16 protein-coding genes are annotated in these 18,366 nt (G+C 41.4%); all 16 read right to left on the reverse strand.

What is annotated here, in order from left to right:
* Positions 1–34: 34 nt before the first annotated feature.
* Positions 35–670, reverse strand: coding sequence for a hypothetical protein (locus IEX29_RS02535; protein ID WP_188732911.1), 636 nt, complete (start codon positions 668–670; stop codon positions 35–37).
* A 272-nt stretch (positions 671–942) separates the two neighbouring features.
* Positions 943–1,134 carry a hypothetical protein gene (locus tag IEX29_RS26490; protein ID WP_229720058.1) on the reverse strand — a complete coding sequence of 64 codons (192 nt, stop codon included), beginning with the start codon at positions 1,132–1,134 and terminating at the stop codon, positions 943–945.
* A gap of 324 nt (positions 1,135–1,458) precedes the next feature.
* Complete coding sequence (locus IEX29_RS02540) at positions 1,459–3,192, reverse strand: FAD-dependent oxidoreductase (protein ID WP_188732912.1); 1,734 nt, start codon at positions 3,190–3,192, stop codon at positions 1,459–1,461.
* Positions 3,193–3,216: 24 nt separating this feature from the next.
* Positions 3,217–4,398, reverse strand: coding sequence for an NAD(P)/FAD-dependent oxidoreductase (locus IEX29_RS02545; RefSeq protein ID WP_188732913.1), 1,182 nt, complete (start codon positions 4,396–4,398; stop codon positions 3,217–3,219).
* A 12-nt stretch (positions 4,399–4,410) separates the two neighbouring features.
* Complete coding sequence (locus IEX29_RS02550; protein WP_188732914.1) at positions 4,411–5,328, reverse strand: dihydrodipicolinate synthase family protein; 918 nt, start codon at positions 5,326–5,328, stop codon at positions 4,411–4,413.
* A gap of 88 nt (positions 5,329–5,416) precedes the next feature.
* Positions 5,417–5,962 carry a helix-turn-helix domain-containing protein gene (locus IEX29_RS02555; protein WP_188732915.1) on the reverse strand — a complete coding sequence of 182 codons (546 nt, stop codon included), beginning with the start codon at positions 5,960–5,962 and terminating at the stop codon, positions 5,417–5,419.
* Positions 5,963–5,986: 24 nt separating this feature from the next.
* Complete coding sequence (locus tag IEX29_RS02560) at positions 5,987–7,252, reverse strand: M24 family metallopeptidase (RefSeq protein ID WP_188732916.1); 1,266 nt, start codon at positions 7,250–7,252, stop codon at positions 5,987–5,989.
* A complete protein-coding gene (locus IEX29_RS02565; RefSeq protein ID WP_188732917.1) occupies positions 7,245–8,480 on the reverse strand; it encodes an aminopeptidase P family protein in 1,236 nt (411 codons plus the stop codon). The genes IEX29_RS02560 and IEX29_RS02565 overlap by 8 nt, the downstream gene beginning before the upstream one ends.
* A 10-nt stretch (positions 8,481–8,490) precedes the next feature.
* A complete protein-coding gene (locus tag IEX29_RS02570; RefSeq protein ID WP_188732918.1) occupies positions 8,491–9,846 on the reverse strand; it encodes a Sapep family Mn(2+)-dependent dipeptidase in 1,356 nt (451 codons plus the stop codon).
* A gap of 30 nt (positions 9,847–9,876) precedes the next feature.
* Entirely contained in the window at positions 9,877–11,067 is a 1,191-nt protein-coding gene (locus tag IEX29_RS02575; protein ID WP_188732919.1) for a M24 family metallopeptidase, read from the reverse strand.
* Positions 11,068–11,106: 39 nt separating this feature from the next.
* Complete coding sequence (locus tag IEX29_RS02580; RefSeq protein ID WP_188732920.1) at positions 11,107–12,060, reverse strand: ABC transporter ATP-binding protein; 954 nt, start codon at positions 12,058–12,060, stop codon at positions 11,107–11,109.
* On the reverse strand, positions 12,035–13,105 hold the full coding sequence (locus IEX29_RS02585) for an ABC transporter ATP-binding protein (protein ID WP_188732921.1): 1,071 nt from the start codon (positions 13,103–13,105) through the stop codon (positions 12,035–12,037). Before IEX29_RS02585 ends, IEX29_RS02580 begins: the two co-directional genes overlap by 26 nt.
* Positions 13,106–13,117: 12 nt before the next feature.
* On the reverse strand, positions 13,118–14,032 hold the full coding sequence (locus tag IEX29_RS02590) for an ABC transporter permease (protein WP_188732922.1): 915 nt from the start codon (positions 14,030–14,032) through the stop codon (positions 13,118–13,120).
* A gap of 3 nt (positions 14,033–14,035) precedes the next feature.
* Entirely contained in the window at positions 14,036–14,962 is a 927-nt protein-coding gene (locus IEX29_RS02595; RefSeq protein WP_188732923.1) for an ABC transporter permease, read from the reverse strand.
* An 82-nt stretch (positions 14,963–15,044) separates the two neighbouring features.
* Positions 15,045–16,676: a peptide ABC transporter substrate-binding protein gene (locus IEX29_RS02600; RefSeq protein WP_229720070.1), complete on the reverse strand. Its 1,632-nt coding sequence runs from the start codon at positions 16,674–16,676 to the stop codon at positions 15,045–15,047.
* A 615-nt stretch (positions 16,677–17,291) separates the two neighbouring features.
* Positions 17,292–18,338, reverse strand: coding sequence for an ADP-ribosylglycohydrolase family protein (locus IEX29_RS02605; RefSeq protein ID WP_188732925.1), 1,047 nt, complete (start codon positions 18,336–18,338; stop codon positions 17,292–17,294).
* Positions 18,339–18,366 lie beyond the last annotated feature (28 nt).

The following is an 18,366-nucleotide window of genomic DNA, read 5'->3' on the forward strand; positions in this document are numbered from 1 at the left end:
GCAATCATTTCGTTATTCGATGTGGTTGCCTTTTTTATATATTGTTATTCGGCTTATAACGAAAAATATACCGAAAAAGTGACTCCTTTGTAAACTCTCCTTCAATTCCAGGTTTCGTTAAAAAATATTCCACAATTTCTTCCTCTGATAGTCCAACCTCTTTTAAACCACGAGAAATCATAGATAAATAGGATTTGGGCGGAGTAGTAAACTCATGCGTTCCCATGACATCTGGACTTGTAAATGTAAACATTGGCGCCCCGTCCTCTTTTCCCAGGTAAATAATACTTCCATACCAGCCTTCTTTCAGGTCAACATAGCCTTTATCCATAATATCCTGTACATTGATATGTAAAGCAGCAGCATTATTTTCCTGTTCAACGACCTCTCCAAATTGCTCATCTGTGATCAGGTATTTTCTTGCATATGTCTTTATTTCTTTATTTGGTTCATGACCGATAAAAGCAACACCGCCCTTGCCCCATTTACTTTCTTCCTTCATAAAATAGAGAGGATAAGGGAGTACGGCTTTCTTTGTTTTCTTTGGCAGTGTAGTATTTTTACAGCCTCTTTCCTCTTTTTCCGAACCTTCAGGAATACCACCCTTGATATAACAGAAAAAACGATTTTTGCTAATGTTGGATCCATAGCTCACATACCACACGTCCATAATAAAACCTCCTTGCCTCACGTCACTTTGAAAGCGAAAGATATAGTGATTTTGATTTTATAATAACATAAAGTAAAACTTCCTTCAGTGAGCGTCTTACAGCCAATTTTAATGAGACAACCCTCAAAAATGAGAATTCGAAAAAAGCAGGTAAAACCCATCCATTAATGACCCTACCCGCTAATCCTTATAAACTATGTTTCTACTAAAAATCTAATTCGTTATCTCTATTTAATCTGGAATACAATTCCAATAAGTGATAAACAGCAAACTTACATATAGACATCCTGTTTCCCAAAATGCTGAACCTTCATCCGCAAAGTATCCTTCCCCCACACGTAAAAAAGATAGCTCATAAATATAAACAATGTAAATCCGAAAGCAAGTGAAGAAAGCACTTCAAACGTTTCCCCGCCAGTAAGCATCGCTGTGATGAGAAGCTGAGTGTAAAAGCAAATCGCCATTCGCCACAGGTATGCAAGAAGACTTAAAAAATAACTCCGGTTTTTAGGAGCAAAAGCAACATATATTAGTTTTATAATATTATCAAATGCCTTCTCCTTATAAAAAAGATACTTACTATTAAGAGATTCCCGCAATCATTGTTATTTTTAAACCTCCTGCAATTCAAAAACAAGACCATATCTTTTGTCTCTCTATTCAAGCTCATAATAAATAAGCATGCCCATGAACAATACATCAGGCATACTTATTTACTTTTATGGTGGTATATACGATATTTCTCTTCTCTTATATCAAAAACACCGTCTTTACAAAACTCTGCTATTTCAATCCTTCATACTGCCAATCACCGTTGGTTTAACAGGAAAACGTGCAGAAAAAGCATCAGCTTCCTCACTTATACCAGTTTGCTTCAGCATATCACGCAGCGTGGTTTCACAGTACCGTCCCTGACATAATCCCATGCCGCATCGTGTCATTAATTTAACAGCATTCATGGTGGAAAGATGAGGGTGAGCTTGTAATATTTCATCAATCGCTTCATAAGTTACTTCTTCACATCGGCAAACAAACGTATCGGGATGTTTTTTCAACAATTGCATCGAATCAAACGTCATTCTTGTCATTTTCCCCAATAGCTCCGCAAAGCTCATCCATGATTCCCGTTCTTTTTTCAAACGGTCCAGCTTCCGTCTGTCTACATCACCATTAAAAATATTTTCTAAAATGGAATTGCCCGCAATGCGGCCTTCTATTTCCGACAGTTCGGCTCCCCCAACTCCAGTCAATTCACCGGCAGCATAAATTCCTTTTAGGCTGCTTTGCATGTTTTCGTTCACTTCTGCAAGCCAGCCGCCGGCCAGGGCATTATATTTCATCTGACAGGAAAGCTGCCTGGGGATTTCACTCGAAGCGTGGAACCCGTAACATATCCCGGCTAAATCACATTCAACCTCCCATGAATTACTTTCCATCTTCCCGGTCTTCCCGAGGTCGTTAAGTACAACACTCTGGACACGATCCGTTCCTTTCGCTTCCAAAGGGACTGTATGGAACCAAATTGGAACGCCTGCCTTCCTTACTGTCTGTAATGCATCAATCAGTTCCAGACTTTTCTTCCATCGCTTTAAACCACTTACCCCCATTGGAAGCAGTTCATGGATACGAGGGAATGACTGTGAAAAGGCAATTCCTGTGATGCTTCCGCCCTGTTCCAGAATTTGCTTTGCTACTATCAACAAAAATGGGTGACTTCCCGCAAGCAGAATCGATTCACCAGGTATAAAATGCTGTGTTTTTGCAAATACCTGCAAGCCTCCTGCACTCATCACTCCGGGTTTTGTCCATCCTTTGAAGGGAATCATTTTATCATAGGCTCCTGATGCTATGATGATGTATTTGGCAAAGATGGATTGGTGATGATCCAGATGAATCTCATACTTTGCTTGTTTGTGCAACAGCATATCTTCCTTTCCTTCTTTGTTTGTAGCCACGACAGACCAAACAGCGTTCCCGCTGATAAATTGCACATCAGCCAGCTTGCTTGAACGTTTCACTAAGTCATTAGGGAGCACTTTTTTTATCGAATTCGGAATGTGGCGGTAGATCTGCCCTCCGATATTTTCCTGTTCATCAATGAGTGCGATATGAAGCCCATTACCGGACAATTCCTCTGCAGCTGCCATCCCCGCAGGTCCCGCTCCTATAACGACAACGTCATATTCATTATTCTCAGGATTACTTTCTGATATCGGCTCCACTTGCGCGTTTCCATCATCAAGGTGACGGGTAAAATCCGGGGCCGTCCACACGCGCATACCATCTTTCACCCGGATCATACAAGCGCGCACGCTGCCCCTTCCTTGTAAAAACACGGAGCATTCCATACATACCCCCATATTGCATACTGGTCCCCGTACATCTCCAAATCTGGTTTTTCGGTAAGCAAGGCTCTTAGCATAAGTAACAGCGGCAGCAAGTGTATATCCTTTAGGAATCTGATATTCCTCTCCATCTATTTCAATGGATATCGTTTTATTTTGTTTCACTTCATCCGTCATTATATCCCATCTCCGTTAAAAAATTTAAGACATAAATAAATTTAAATGTGCTAATTTTCCCGGCCGAAATGCCTCAATTTCAAAATCTGTTGACCCTTTCGTAATCAAATCAGATAAAATGGAGCCATACAGTGGACCAAAAGTAAACCCAGAGCCGCCAGCGGCAACCCATATTCCCTTTCGTTCCGAAAACTCTCCCAGCAAAGGAAGCTGATCATGCGTAATTCCCGTTACACCGGGCCAGCTCCGGAGCAGACGCAAATAACTGACATTTGGAACCAGTTCGGATGCGATCGTGCAGTTTTCCCGGACAACATCAGGCAAAATCATAGGCAGCTGATTAAAATCAATTTTTCCGTTTTTCTTCACAAATCGGGATGACCAGCCACCCCCGATCAATACATTTCCATCGCGTACCTGTTTCATTGTAATCCGTTTGCCTGCATGCTGAACCATATGCTCCATAAAAGGCATAACCGGTTCTGTCACATTCATTGTTAAAGGGACTGGATAAACCGGAACATGCAGACCAATCATTTTTGCCAAATCTTCTATCCAGGCTCCGGCAGCGAAAACAATATGTTCCGTCTCGTAAACATCTGAATTTTTGATAGTTACTTCCCATTTTCCATTGTTGCGAGAAATGTCTGTTACACCGGAATCTGTTCGTATACATGCTCCATATTCTGCTGCACGTTTTGCAAATTGAGGAGCAACCAAACGGGGATTTGCATGACCTTCGATTGGACAATAAGCAGCAGCAATAATATTTTTTGATAAGTATGGAGCTATCTTTCTGGCTTCATCACCAGTCAACAGAACCGTATTTAGCTTCCACCGATTTTCCAGATCCTGTTTCTTTTTCAGGAGTTCCAGTTCTTCCTTTGTCTCCGCCACCATAAAACCGCCGTGCTGCAGTACTTCCATGTCAGCTTGGAGCTCTTGTTCCAGAGTGGCCCATACTTTTTCAGACTCAATGGATAATGGAATCAACTCGCTCATTTCCTTTTCAAGTTCCTTCCAAAAGTGCACCATTCTAAACTCCAGCTGAAAATGTAAGCTTCCAGCATTTTGCCCTGAAGCCTGACGGTTGAGCTGACCTTTTTCAACAAGGGTGACGGGCACTCCTTTTTTTGCCAAATAGTATGCTGTGGCACAACCGACCAGCCCTCCGCCTATAATCAAGACATCCGTTTTACTTTTCATACAGGCAACCTCCTACAGACGTTCAACCTCTTCAAGCGATTCCTTCACTTTTAATTCTTGTTCTTTTGTCAGCGGTATAATAGGCAGACGTGGATATCCTCCAGGCAAGCCCTTTAAATTCAAAGCTGTTTTAATAATGGCCTGCGGCGATCCGTATTTTGCTGAGAAATCGTCATTGTACCAAGATTTAAATAAAAATTGATCCTTCTTTCCATAATATAATGCTTTTTCAATATTCCCTTCCCACAAGCTATGAAAGAAATTAGGATGATCAGAGCCTAAAACAGCCCCCGCTCCCATCATACCCTCCCCGCCATAATCCTTCATCAAGGATATGCCCAGCTCGTTCATTGGAAAACCAAAAACCCGTAATTTGTCCTTGATTGCAAAGAAGGTAGATACAAAATTTTGCAGATTACCAGTTGAATTTTTGATTGCCACAATTTTTTCCAAATCAGCCAATCGCGCCACCAGCTCCTTATCTAAGTCTACATTGGTGCCGCGCGGCCAATTGTAAATGCAGATAGGCAATTCAACATGGTCACTAATATATTGGTAATAAGCGACTAACTCTTCATCTGTCAATACTATATACGGTGGCGGGGCAACAAGAATGCCGTCAAAATTTGCTTTTTCAACCAGCTTCGCCCGTTCTACTACTTGCTCTGCTGTATACGCAGTACAGCCTCCGATCAACGGAATCCGGTTATTGACAGTTTTCGAAGCAGCTTGAAAAATAGCGTCCATTTCCTCCAGCGATTGACTGAACCACTCTCCTGTAGTCCCATTTACAAGAAGACCATGCATCCCTTCATCAACCAGCCAGTTAAGTAATGTAGACCAACCTTTCCAATCAATCTCACCATTTTTGAAAAACGGAATCGAAATAGCCGGAATATATCCTTTCCAATCCACTGTATACTTATCCAAAACATCATCTCCCATTATGCTTGCAAGGCGTTATGTATTTTTTATGAATTGTTCATGCTAAAAGGATTTTTAAATTGCCTTTCAGCATTTAATTAGAGCTTACATATAACAATTTAATTGTTTGCTCCGTCCGGTTCAGCCAATTGTGTGGAATGGTAGATTCCATATGAATACTCTCACCGGCATGTAAATCAATTTCTTCGTTTTCAAATATAATTGACAACGTACCCTCCAGGACGTAAATAAATTCCTGTCCAGTGTGTGCAAGTGGACGAACGCCATTTTTTCTTGGCTGCAGTGTCACCAAAGTCGGAAGAAAAGACTGATTTGAAAATTTTCCCGATAAATCCTTGTAGATAAAATTGGACACAAAAGTGTCTTCATCCATCGTTTCTTTTTTATTCACCGCAATCTGTTTCTTTGCATCCAATTCGTCCTGGTCAGCAAAAAAGTAACTTGGGTTGACATTCAGACACTCAGAAATACGCATAAGTGATTCCAGTGTGACTGAAGACCTTCCATGTTCCACCTGAGACAGGAAACTAATCGATAAATCCGTCTTCTCTGCAATCTGTTTTAATGTCTGCTTGTTTTTCTTCCTTAATTCCCGCAATCTTTTACCCAGCTCTTCCATTAGATCCTCACTTCTCCTTTCCAGTTAACGAATTAAATAGAAACACTCCTGCCTTGGCGTCAAATAGTCTGCGCTCTCCTTGTACACGGCGATAGGCTGTTCCAGATAAATAAATGTTTTATGATCCCATTCCGGAATATGCGCCCTTATATTAAACTCCAATGCATAAGCAGAATCTTCAACAATGTCTAACTCGCCCCTAAAAGGAATTTCTTTTTGCTGGTCAAACATGCCAATGCTTGGACCTGCTTCATGGCAATGTACACCGACAGGATGTGAATAAAGCATAGCATCCAAATTATTTTCCTTTGCCTTTGCTATACTTGCTTTGAAAACTTCATTACCTGTTTTACCGGGTTTCATTTCGTCCATGACGATATCTTCCATCAGCAAGGCCTGATTAAAGGCATCCTCCAACCCTTTAGGCGCTTTATTCTCTCCTTGCTTCAATACATAGGCCAGTTGCTGGGTATCTGTCGAAAGCCCAAGATATTCAATGCCAAAATCCAAGTGAACAATATCTCCAGGCATAATGATTGTTTCAAACAATCTATCTATCTTGGAGTCTTTCCGCTGCACATCTATGGTAGGATAAAAGGATGTTTTTAATCCAAGGTCCAGTACCTTTTGCCGAATCCAGTCTACTACATCCGTTGTTGTTGTAATTCCAGGATAAATTACTTCATTTGATATGGCTGTTTTTGCCAGATTATTCGTCAAATCTGCAATGATCGGATAAGCAGTCATTTCATCCTTGCTCCGCTTCAAAAACCAATGAATAACCAGGTGTTCCGCAGAAACAAATTTACTCGACCATTCGTGCCCCAATTCGGATGATAATCTTTCATACATACTATGTGTAAGTCCATCAGCAACTGCAATATGTTCTGATTGGTTGATGCCTATTTGTAATGGTGCTTTTTCTTCGACCAATCTTTTCAAACATTCCCATTGCGTTTCCTTCGTCCGGTTCCAGATAAACTTATAATGCTTGGATAATACCGGATGCGGTGCTCCAATCAAATATTTTTCCACACGGCTCCCATTAAGTACAAACACGAAGATAGAAATCCTTCCCGAACTGTCATGTCCACTTGGGGTCAGTGAATGAATAACCGGATCTTCATTGTATTCTTTTGCTGCAACAATCCAAAATGGAATCCCCGCCTTCTCCATTGCCTCAGGCAATATGGTATCAAGGCGATCATCCAACCATCCATCTCTAATTTCTTCACGCTTCTTTAAAGCTAAAATACCTCGTTCACGGCTTGCTTCGTTCACATTAAACATGAAATTCATCTCCTCCTTCTGTCATCAGCTGCTCAATATCATCAATTTCTTTTTCCAAATGGTCTGTCAGATTGATAGCCCCATCACTGGTAATAGCAACCATATCTTCAATACGGATACCGATGTTTTCCTCAGGAATATACAATCCTGGTTCAACGGTCATGACCATACCTTCCACAAATACTGTCTTATCATTCCATTGACCAACATCATGTGTGTCCAGTCCAATCGGATGCCCTGCACGGTGAAAGTAATAATAACCCAGAGGTTTTGGCAGACTTAATCGCTCACATGACGAGGTCAGCAGTATTTTCGCCAGTTGATTCCATTCGCCATATGTCATACCGGGCTTCAATGCCTTTATCAATTCTTTTTGAGCATACAGCACTTCCATATAAACCTCCCGCTGCCGATTGGTAAATGTTCTGCTTGCAGGGAATACCCTTGTGATATCGCTATGATAATAATCCACCTCAACGTCCATGTCCACCAGAACAAGATCGCCTGCTTCCACATTACAATCATTGTCCAAGTAATGTAAAATCGTTGCGTTTTTACCCGATGCAAGAATTGTTTTATATTGACCGGACTTGAGTCCCTTTGATTTCATTGTATAATCATGGATTGCTTCCAGCTGGTATTCTCTGATACCAGGTACTGCGTACCGCATCATCTCTCTCATACCGGCGGCAGCAAACCGGCCCGCCTCTTTGATTTTATCTATTTCAAGGGCCTTTTTTTGATTTCTGCGAATAGACAATAATTTATGGATACATTTCATACGGCCATCAGTCAATGATAAGTCATATTCTTTTCGCAAATCACTGTGCTGGCGGTCAACCATATTCACCCATATCGTATCGTCCTTGTTATTCTCTATCATAGCATCTGTCAAAGGTTTCAATTTATCAAGATAGTAAATGTTAGAAATTCCTGATCGCTCTGCTGCATGTGTTTCTTCAAATTGTTCTCCATCCCAGTTTTTTGCACCGGGGTCCGGTTTTGGTATAAATAGCGTCTCATCCATCAGTGCATTTTTCACGTATAACAGCAATATGACATTAGGCTGGTTAATGCCTGTTAAATAATAAAACATTTTATTGACTCGAAACTCATAACTCTCTTGTGATGATATTTTCTTAACCGGCCCCGAATAGAGTAAAATGATACCATTTTTAACGTCATCTGCGATTAACTCCCTATTCTTTTTAAAAAATGATTGTTCCATTACCCATTCCTCATTTCTTCACGGCCAGTTCATAAATGGCTGTTGCGTAAATGTTGATCCAATCACGTATGACATCCAGTTCCACATTTTCATTCGCTTCATGCGCGTTTAGCGGTTTTTCCGGAAGCAATGCGCCAAAAGCAACTGTATTTGGAAAAGCCCGTGCGTATGTGCCTCCTGAAATCGAAAGCGGTGAATCGTCCCGATTGAAATAGGTATTGTAGACCTTCATCAGACATTGTATAAAAGGTATGTCAGCATCCATATGTATCGGAGCTTTATGATTCACAACATCCCACAAAAATGTTGATTGATCTAATACGTATTGGTACCTGTTTGCCACTTCCTGAAGTGAAAATGTAGAAGGATACCTGATATTACTATAGAACACAACTTCTTGATCATCCAGTGATAATATGCACGGAGCAAGGGTTAATTCTCCCGAAGCCGCATCACTAATGACTAAGTCATGCCCGCTTCCTTTAGGATCTGCAAGATATTTATCATAAAAATCGACAGCTTCCCAAAAACCATCGTCCTCCGGCAGAATGGTTTGCAGGTAACGCAGTAAAATATCAATAGCATTATTTTCTGCTGCCGGGCTGCTCGTACGGCCATCAGCTCCTGTTGCTGTGACAATCCATGAATCCGATGACAGTTCCTGAACTGTTATGGCATCAGAGTTTATAGGCCTGTTTCCTGACTCAATCCATGCTTTTGCTGTACCTGGAGTAACATTATATACCTTTCCAGCCTCCACTTTTCGAACTATAGAACCCTGCTCTATTCTTTTTTTATAGCAAAGGGTCAATATCCCCTTCTCACTGTTGGTGACTGGAAAATACCCATCTGGAGTAAAAGCAATAGCCGGGGGCTTTTCTGTTTGTTTATAATAATCGATATCCTCCCAGGTGCTCTCCTCGTCCGTTCCAATAATCATACGAATGCGCCGTTTCCATGGCATGGATAAATCCTGTATCAGTTTTATTGCATACAATACTGCCATTGCAGGCCCTTTATCATCCAGAGTTCCCCGTCCCCATATCCGTCCCTCTTTGATAGTCCCGGCAAACGGATCTACGGTCCATTGAGCCCGGTTCCCCTCAGGTACAACATCCAAGTGCACGAGTATACCGAGTTCTTCGTTCCCTTCACCTATTTCCACAATTCCAGCATATCCATCGAGATTCTTGACGGGCAGATTCAATCGAACTGCCTCGTTCAGAAAAAAATCAAGCGCCTGTCTGATAGGTTTTCCAAAAGGAGCTCCTTCTGAAGGCCCCTCTTTAATACTGGGAATTTGGATCAGCTCCTGGAGTGATGTAATACATTGTTCAAACAGGGCTTGCTTCACGTCAAATTTCAAGATTTCCGCCTCCTTGGCCGTCCATACTTTCTAGACAAGAAAAATGCCTTTTTGCGGGTTACTTAATAATCTTCCACCGTCTTTGGTTACAACAGCGACTTCTTCCTGGCCGACATATCCCCTGGAAGTCCGAATACCAGGTTCAAGAGTAAATACCATGCCTTCCTCGACCGGCTGATTTACTTCTTTATCAGTGTACCTTTCCCATTTGCTGGGACCAAGTGAAACTCCTCCGTCATGGACAAGCCTGCCAACCTGATGCCCCAGACCATGCGTCCATTCAGGGTAGCCTTGGGACACAATATAATCACGGGCAATCTTGTCAATTTCATTTCCTGTTTTACCAGGCTTCATTTCCTTCAAGGCTCTTCCGATAGCTTCCTGTACAACATCGAAAGCAGTTTGTACTTCGTCGCATGCCTGTTCCTCACCGTCATCCAGGACATAATAAGCTCGCTGTAAATCGGAGCAATAACCATTTAAAACGACACCAAAGTCAAGATCCATCACATATCCTTTTTCCGCTACAATATCCGTTGGTCCATTGTGGCCTGTAACTGTTTCCGGGCCAACCATTACCCCGGGGCATTGTGATGCCTGCCACGATGGGATAACACCGTTTACCTTCATTCGTTCATGGAAAAATTGGTAGATATCTTTTTCCGTTACACCTTCTTTTATGAATTTCCGGGCATCCTCGTAAATGATTTCCGTTAATTGAATCGCGCCCTGAATTCGCTGTATTTCGGTATGCGATTTGCAGCCGCGCACCCGTGAAATAATTTCTTGGGATGAATGCACAGCTCCTTGATACTCCGCTTTTTCAAAAATATTCATCAATTTTAAATACAAACCATGAGACAGACCGTCTGCTGCGACATCATCCAGAGAATAATTAATCGCAATTGTCTTTGGAATGTCCCGATGAAGTAATGCAGTCAATTCCTGTTCAAAACTTGTATCATAGCCGATAATTTCATCAAACACCCCTGTTTGCCGTAATCCCTCTGCATCATTATGGCCAACCAATGCAGTTGACTTTTCCGAAGTCATAATGACCGCTGCCAGCGCTGTAAAATCAATAGAAGAAATAAGCGGAAGAACAGGATCGTTATTCATGCTTGTTTCTCTCCCTACTGTTATCCACCAATCAACGTTCATATCTTTTAGCAATTGTTTTGTTTGAAAATGCTTCTCTTTTTGTATGGAATACTGATTCATCTTATCAATCCTCCCTCAAAATATGTTCAAAATGATTTATTATACATGTATACAAGCCACCCGATGGCCATCTGTCTTTTCTTCAAACGCTGGCACTTCTTCAGCACATTCCTTCGTAGCAATCGGGCATCGGTTTCGGAAAGGACAGCCGGAAGGAACATTCATTGGACTTGGAAGATCTCCTTTCAAATAAATCGTCTCCCTTTTTTCTTCCTGAATCGGATCTGGTACAGGGATAGCTGATATCAGCGCCTTGGTATATGGGTGCATTGGATTAGTAAATAATTCTTCCGTAGATGCCATTTCTATCAACTTACCAAGATACATCACACCCACCCGATCGGAAATATGGCGTACCATTGATAAGTCATGGGCAATAAACAAATAAGTCAGCTGAAACTCCCTTTGCAGATCTTCCAATAGATTAATAACCTGTGCCTGAATGGAAACATCAAGTGCGGAAATGGGTTCATCACAAACAATGAATTTCGGATCAACAGCAAGTGCGCGGGCAATCCCGATCCGCTGCCGCTGTCCCCCGCTGAATTCATGAGGGAAACGGTTGATATGTTCCTTGTTCAGCCCGACAAGATCCAGTAATTCATAGATTCGCTTTACCTTTTTTTTGCCTCGCATCAAGCCATGTATATCAATCCCCTCACCAATCAATTCTCCAACAGTCATTCGTGGATTCAGAGAGCTGTAAGGATCCTGAAAAATCATTTGTGCATCCCTTGCGAACTGTTTTCGTTCTCTCTTGTTCATGGAGGTTATATTCTTACCATTAAAAGTGACTTTTCCCTCAGTAATACCATAGATTCCCTTTACTGCCCGCCCTGTAGTAGATTTTCCACATCCGGACTCTCCGACAATCCCGAGCGTCTCACCTTCATACACATAAAAACTGACGTCATCGACTGCCTTTAGTACACCACCGCCACTCAAATGGAAATGCTTCTTAAGCCCTTCAACCTCCAGCATTTTGGTTCGCATACTTTTCTCCTCCTACCCCGAATGAATGCTTTTCCATAATCTGATCGAGATATTCCTTTGCATTAGGATGATGCAGCCAGCATGCCGCCGTATGTCCCTCACCGTATTCCTGCATCGCCGGATCATGCTCCAGACATACTTCCATAGCATGTTCGCATCTGTTTGCAAAAGCACAACCTTTTGGAGGAGAAATCAGATCCGGCGGTGTACCGCTAATAGACTTCAGCGGTTCCTTCTTATCCGTATCAACCCTTGGCAGAGCACCAAGAAGGCCCCATGTATACGGATGTTTAGGGTTGTAGAATATGTCATGCTTATTGCCGGTTTCCACAGGCTTTCCTGCATACATGACAATGATTCTATCAGCCATTTTGGCAACAACACCCAGGTCATGCGTAATTAGAATAATCGACGTTCCTGTCTCTTCATTCAACTTATCCATCAGTTTCAAAATTTGCGCCTGTATGGTCACATCTAACGCCGTTGTTGGTTCATCAGCAATCAGCAGCTTCGGTTCACACGCCAGCGCAATTGCAATCATAACCCTCTGACGCATTCCGCCACTGAATTCATGCGGATAGCGATTGGCTCTATCGTCAGGATCTGGTATACCTACCATTGTTAACAGTTCAATCACGCGGGAATGTATTTTGTCCTTGGACAGATTAGTGTGTTTCTTCAACCCTTCTGCAATTTGCCGGCCAACTTTCATGGTGGGATTAAGTGATGTCATAGGATCTTGAAAAATCATCGCCATTTTTGAGCCTTTTAATTTCTCCATTTGTTTACGGTTGTAACCTGTAATATCCTTGCCCTCCAGACGAATTGCCCCACTCTTGTACCTTGCAGGAGGCGTTGGGAGCAGCTTCATGATTCCTTGTGATGTTACACTTTTACCACTTCCTGATTCACCTACAATCGCTACGACTTCTCCTTCTTTTACATCAAATGATATTCCTCTAATTGCTTGTACTTCCCCCGCGTATGTATCAAACGAAATGCGGAGGTCTTCTACTTCCAGTACTTTTTTGTTTTCGTTTTCCACTCGTCTCACCCTTTACTTTCTTAATTTTGGATCGAGAGCATCCCGCAGTCCATCTCCGAAAAGCTGCAATGCAAGCATGGTAAGACTGATAAAAACAGCAGGAATCAGCAATTGATATGGGTATACCTGCATAACTTGCATCCCAATGTCTGCCAATTGTCCCCAGCTTGTCATCGGCGGCTTGATACCTATTCCGATAAAACTTAGAAATGCTTCTGCAAAAATGGCGTTAGGAATAGCAACTGTCAAGGAAACGATGACAACACCAAGTGTATTTGGTATTAAATGTTTAAATATCAGCCTTAATGAACCAGCACCAAGGGAAACAGCAGAAATAATAAACTCCTCATTTTTCAGCTGCATAATCTGGCCCCGTACGAGCCTTGCCATTTCAAGCCATCCAGTGAGTGCAATTGCAATAACAATCGGAACAATTCCCGAGCCCATGATGACCATAATTAAGATAACAAAAATTAAATACGGGATAGAAATCATCACGTCAATAAAGCGCATAATAAACATATCAAGTCTACCGCCATAAAATCCGGCAATTCCGCCGATAATCAGTCCAATAATCGTTTGGAAAATCGCTGCCATAAATCCAATTGCAATCGATACCCGGGCTCCTATCCAAACCCGGTCCCACAATTCTCTGCCCAAAGAGTCTGTACCAAACCAATGCTCCTTGCCAGGAGATTGATTTGTATTCATTAAATCATTCACGTTATAGGATTGCGGCGTCATCATTGGACCTACAATTGCCATAATTAAAAGCAGTACCAGAAATACCAGAGAAAACATTGCTGCCTTATTTCCGGACAGCCTGCGCCATACATCTTTCCAAAAACTGTCACTCTTTCGTGTGATGAGCTCACCTTTCTCATTATCCTTGCCGACATGCCTGAATTTTTCTTTCGCAATATCCAACGCTTACCCACCTGCCTTTTTCGTGCGAATACGGGGATCAATGATGCCGTAGCAAAAATCTATAAGCAGATTGACAACCACCAGAAAGGAACCGAAGAAAATTGTCAATCCAAGAATCATCGTATAATCCAGTGTTTGCATGCTTTCCACGTAATATTTTCCCAATCCCGGAACTGCGAATATTTTTTCTATCACAAAAGTTCCTGTAACAAGATTGGCAAGCAATGGACCTAATATGGTCAACACAGGAAGCACCGCATTTCTGATCTGGTGCCTCAGGATAATCTGTCCTCTCGATAAACCCTTTGCATCGGCTGTCTTTACATAATCTGTTGATACAATTTCAAGCATACTTGCCCGCATCAGTCTTGCAATGAGCGCCACGCTTCCCAGCGCCAAAGCAAAAGAAGGAAGAACGGTGTACGAAAAACCTTGCCATTGCGCAACAGGAAAGAGATGCAGTTTAACAGCAAAAAAGTATTGAAACAGTCCCCCTATAATAAAAGCAGGTACCGATATCCCAATCAACGCAATAAACATGCTTAAAAAGTCGAGTTTTTTATTATGCTCCAAAGCTGCAATAATTCCGAGAGTCAGTCCAAATAAAATGGAGATCAACAAAGCATACAAACCAAGTTCAACTGATTTCGGGAAAGCATCCATGATAACTTCATTAACAGTCAGATTTTTATATTTGAGCGAATATCCCAAATCACCCTGAAACAAGTTGCCAAGATAATTAAAATATTGCATATAGAGAGGATCGTTTAACCCATAGTATTCCATCATATTTTCTTTAACTTCCACAGGCAGTTTTGGATCCAGGAAAGGATCACCAGGCAGTAATTGGATTAAGAAGAAGGTTACTGTGATCAAGATAAGAATCGTTACACATGCAATTAAGAAGCGCTGAAAGAAGTATTTAAGCACATAAACACCTTCCTTTAACCTCGAATAAGAAATAGAGAGAAGCTAACAAGAAGTTATCAGCTTCTCTATTTTTCACGAACGTTTATTCAAAATAACCAAATACAAAATCAACTTCTGCTCCAAATGGACTCCTGTTTACATTTTGCAAACTGCCGGACTTGGCCCAGGCACCGCTTTCAAAATAAACGGGAGTCATAGGCCCTTCTTCAATTAAATATTGTTCTGCTTCAAACAACAGGTCGCCTCGTTTGTCCACATCTGCTTCCACACTCGCTGAATTAATCAGATCGTCATACGTATCGCTTTCAAATCCAGTTGTGTTATACGTACTCGATGCAGTAAAAATCTCCAAATAGGTCATTGGGTCGTTGTAATCCGGACCCCAGCCAGCCCACATTAATTCAAACTCGCCATCCATCAATCTTTGCAATCGCTGATCATGCGGCAGAATAGTTATTTCCGTTTTAATTCCAAGCGTTTGATCGAACATATCCTGCAACGCTTCAGAAATAATCCGGTCATCTGGACGGTCACTTGCAAGAAGTTCGAACGCCGGAAGCTCATCCTTTGTCATTCCAAGCTCGTCCAAGGCTTTATCCAAATATTCCTGTGCCTTTTCATTATCATTTTCTGTTGGAAAAACACTCAACGGATATTCCTCTGCAAACAAACCTTCCTTACCAAGTGTATCCGGCATGATATAACGTTCTGCCGGAGTCGACCCGTTCTTCAACACACCTTCTACAAGCCCCTGACGATTAATAGCGTAGGATAGAGCATTTCTAAAATTGCTGTTCTTCAATATTTCCCCGACCTCACCATTATAGCTGTATTGCAGGAAGGCAGTAGTTCCAGCATTGTAGAACTCAGCATCACCAGATTGTTCATATTTTTCAATAAATTCACGTCCTAAAGTAACCATATCGATGTCACCCGTTTCGTACATGCCCACTGCTGTGCTATTATCGGCAACAATGTTGATTTCCACTTCATCTAACTTTATTTCATCCTTATTCCAATAGTTTGGATTTTTTTTCAGAACAATTGATTCTTGATGATCCCAGGAATCTATTACAAAGGGACCGTTATAGTTCATGGATTCAGGACTTGATGAATAACTTTGACCGAATTCTTCTATCTTTTCTGCATCCGATGGAAGGTAAGAAATAAAACTGGTCAAAGAAAGGAATTGCTTTGTCGGATTTTCCAGCGTAAATTCAAGTGTGTAAGGATCGATTGCCTTAACACCTACTTCATCCGGATCAGTTATTTCCCCCTGGTTAAATGCAGCAGCATTTTTAACATAGTATCCGATATAGGCATATGCAGATGCTGTTTCAGGGTCCAAAAGACGTATAAAGGAATCCTTAAAATCCTCCGCCGTCAAATCTTTACCATCACTCCAAGTTGTTTCACGCAAATGGAAAGTATAAGTGAGCCCATCTTCTGAGATGTCCCATTCTTCCGCGATGCCTGGAATAATTTCGCCATCGTGGAACCTTACCAAACCTTCAAGAATTGCGTTATTTACAATGATGGAGTATGTATCCGTACTCACCTGTGGATCCAACACTTCCGGTTCAGATTCCATTGCCATTCTCAATACCTGTTCTGTTTCTCCGTCATCGGCTATGCCTTCTTTTTTCCCATCATCCGTATCACCAGATTCCGCTGTGCAAGCTGCCAGCATAAAGCTGACAACGAGCAATAGCATCAGCAACCAACTTGACTTTCTAAACAAAACCATCCCCCTCAACTCCCGTAAGAAAATTTTGAAAATAAGTGACAAGTGTTTCCGGAAACACATTTCAAAATTTAAGTGTCACTTGATTTCTGTTATGATATCAGTTAAATTTTAAATAGTCAAGATGTTTTTATTAGTTCGATTTTTCACTATATTTCCAAATGATTCATATAAAATAACCATTCAAAAACATTGTTATATCGGCATTTCCAGTATTAGTCATTGGTTATTTTTAAATAAAAGAAGTAAAGAAGGAGGGTCATTAGGGGATACTTAAATTAGACTTATAGCATAATTATGCTTATACTTCTTCCAAATAATTAAGAGACACTTCAAAATATAATTACTTGTTAATAAATCGATACACCGCCCATAATCGTATTTATTAAAACTGTGCACCTTCTATTTTATTTTCTTCCGATTCCTCTGAGACAATAATAATAGTCTTTGAACCTGTAATATTAGTATTGTAGTCTCAAAAAAATTCAGATAAAAACCTCATTAAAAAACATATCAGCGCCCCACATAAAGAACACTGATATGCTATAATATTACATCCTATAAATTTACAGGAAACTATTAAATTTATTTGTTCTCTGACTCCTCCACCACACTAGTTAATAGATTAGCCAGCTCGACAATATCAAAATCATTTGCTTTTTGCACAGCCTCATATAAAGCTGCAAATTCTTCATTGTCCAAATCCACGAATGCCCCAACCATAGATCCTACAATCGCTGCAATCGTATCCGTATCATATCCAATGTTCACCGCATCAATTACTGCCTGCAGCGGATTTTCCTTGTTCAAAACAATAATTCCAAATGCGCTCGGGACGGCCTCTGAGATGTGTAAACCACTCCCGACCACCTGTGACAGCTTCCGTAGTTTCTCTTCTTTTGTACCTTGTCCATTGGCTATATCACAGGCCAGCTTGATTCGCTCTACAACACTTGGTCCTGCCACCTCCCGAGAAACTATTTTCGCTTTTGTTTCACCACGAATAGCTCCGTAAAATCCTGCACTCAATGCTTCGTCTACTGTAGCATGAGGTGCTAAAGCAGCGCTTATTGCCGCAGATACCGCACATGCTCCTGAAATTGCCAGAGAATTATCATGCGTCACTTGTGTAATTATAATGGCATCATCAATGGCTCCCTCCAAATCACCAGGATTCAAAATCCCTGCTGGAGCAATTTTCATTGCTGAACCATTCGTTGCTTTTGAAGCATAGTCCACTGTTACAGCACCAGGTAAAGGTGCAGGCTCCTGCTCTTTTGAGCTCTTATACATCGCTATAGCTCCTCGGGTTGTAGGGCCAGCGAAACGATCAAAATACCACGGAACATTAGACCAGTCTAAAATTGCTTTTTTAACCGTTTCCTTGTCTAAAACACCTTCATTTTCCAAGATTGCCTTGCTAAGAAAATAGATTTGAGAAAAATCATCCGTTACTTGTCCAGCTTCGTTTCCTAGTGCAAATGCCGTCTCCCCAGGTTTTATAAATTTACTCACTGGACCTCCAAAATGGGTCCGTATTTGATCGAACGACAAATTTTCAGTGGCCGCTCCCATGGCATCACCTATCGCTGCCATCCCTAAGACTCCTTGTATTTTTGTATTCAAACTCATCCAATCAGCTCCTTTTTTATTTAGTTCT

Origin of the sequence: Oceanobacillus neutriphilus, from assembly GCF_014645515.1 — a bacterium.
Classification (GTDB): domain Bacteria; phylum Bacillota; class Bacilli; order Bacillales; family Amphibacillaceae; genus Oceanobacillus; species Oceanobacillus neutriphilus.

Bases quoted from the DNA above. Each gene is read 5' to 3' on its own strand.
- IEX29_RS02535 (WP_188732911.1), bottom strand. From the start codon at position 670: ATGGACGTGTGGTATGTGAGCTATGGATCCAACATTAGCAAAAATCGT.
- IEX29_RS26490 (WP_229720058.1), bottom strand. From the start codon at position 1,134: ATGGCGATTTGCTTTTACACTCAGCTTCTCATCACAGCGATGCTTACT.
- IEX29_RS02540 (WP_188732912.1), bottom strand. From the start codon at position 3,192: ATGACGGATGAAGTGAAACAAAATAAAACGATATCCATTGAAATAGAT.
- IEX29_RS02545 (WP_188732913.1), bottom strand. From the start codon at position 4,398: ATGAAAAGTAAAACGGATGTCTTGATTATAGGCGGAGGGCTGGTCGGT.
- IEX29_RS02555 (WP_188732915.1), bottom strand. From the start codon at position 5,962: ATGGAAGAGCTGGGTAAAAGATTGCGGGAATTAAGGAAGAAAAACAAG.
- IEX29_RS02560 (WP_188732916.1), bottom strand. From the start codon at position 7,252: ATGTTTAATGTGAACGAAGCAAGCCGTGAACGAGGTATTTTAGCTTTA.
- IEX29_RS02565 (WP_188732917.1), bottom strand. From the start codon at position 8,480: ATGGAACAATCATTTTTTAAAAAGAATAGGGAGTTAATCGCAGATGAC.
- IEX29_RS02575 (WP_188732919.1), bottom strand. From the start codon at position 11,067: ATGAATCAGTATTCCATACAAAAAGAGAAGCATTTTCAAACAAAACAA.
- IEX29_RS02580 (WP_188732920.1), bottom strand. From the start codon at position 12,060: ATGCGAACCAAAATGCTGGAGGTTGAAGGGCTTAAGAAGCATTTCCAT.
- IEX29_RS02600 (WP_229720070.1), bottom strand. From the start codon at position 16,676: ATGCTATTGCTCGTTGTCAGCTTTATGCTGGCAGCTTGCACAGCGGAA.
- IEX29_RS02605 (WP_188732925.1), bottom strand. From the start codon at position 18,338: ATGAGTTTGAATACAAAAATACAAGGAGTCTTAGGGATGGCAGCGATA.